Origin of the sequence: Anaerococcus lactolyticus ATCC 51172 (assembly GCF_000156575.1) — a bacterium.
GTDB classification, from domain to species: Bacteria; Bacillota; Clostridia; order Tissierellales; family Peptoniphilaceae; genus Anaerococcus; species Anaerococcus lactolyticus.
Map to the genome: position 1 here is coordinate 1 of NZ_GG666081.1, position 532 is coordinate 532.

Genomic DNA, 532 nt, shown 5'->3' on the forward strand with positions numbered 1-532 from the left:
CGCTTTTTTATTTGCTTCCTCGATTAACTTCTTTGCTTCTTCAATTTTCTTATCCAATTCTTCTTTTAGCTTTTTAATTTCTTCTTCATAAGCTTTTTGTTTTTCTTCTAGTTCTTTAATTTTCTCTTCTAATTCTTTTTTTGTATTTTCATAAGATTCTTTTAAACTATCAATCGCCTTTTGAAGCTCTCCAATTTTCTTACAGCATTCTGACTTAGTCTTTTCTGTTTCTTTCCTTTTAGACTCTAAGTCTTTTATCTTAGTATCTTTTTCATCAAGAGCTTTTTCCAAACCCTTGATTTTATTATCTTTATCCTCAATTTCTTTAGTCTTCTTTGCAAGTTCTCCTTCTAAAGACTCGAGTTTTTCTTGCATTTCTTTGATTTTATTTTCGTTTTTATCGGTCTTTTCTTTCTCAGCTTCTAACTCCCATTTTGTAGATGAATAATCTTCTTTTAGTTTTGCATTTTCATCTTGTAATCTTTTTAATTCATCTTTAAGCTGAGTAATTTCTGCTATTTGTTCATCATTG

General features: G+C 28.4%; 1 pseudogene. It reads right to left on the reverse strand.

Annotation, left to right across the window (positions count from 1 at the left end):
• A pseudogene (locus tag HMPREF0072_RS10350) lies at nt 1-532 on the reverse strand (leucine-rich repeat protein); the annotation flags it as partial.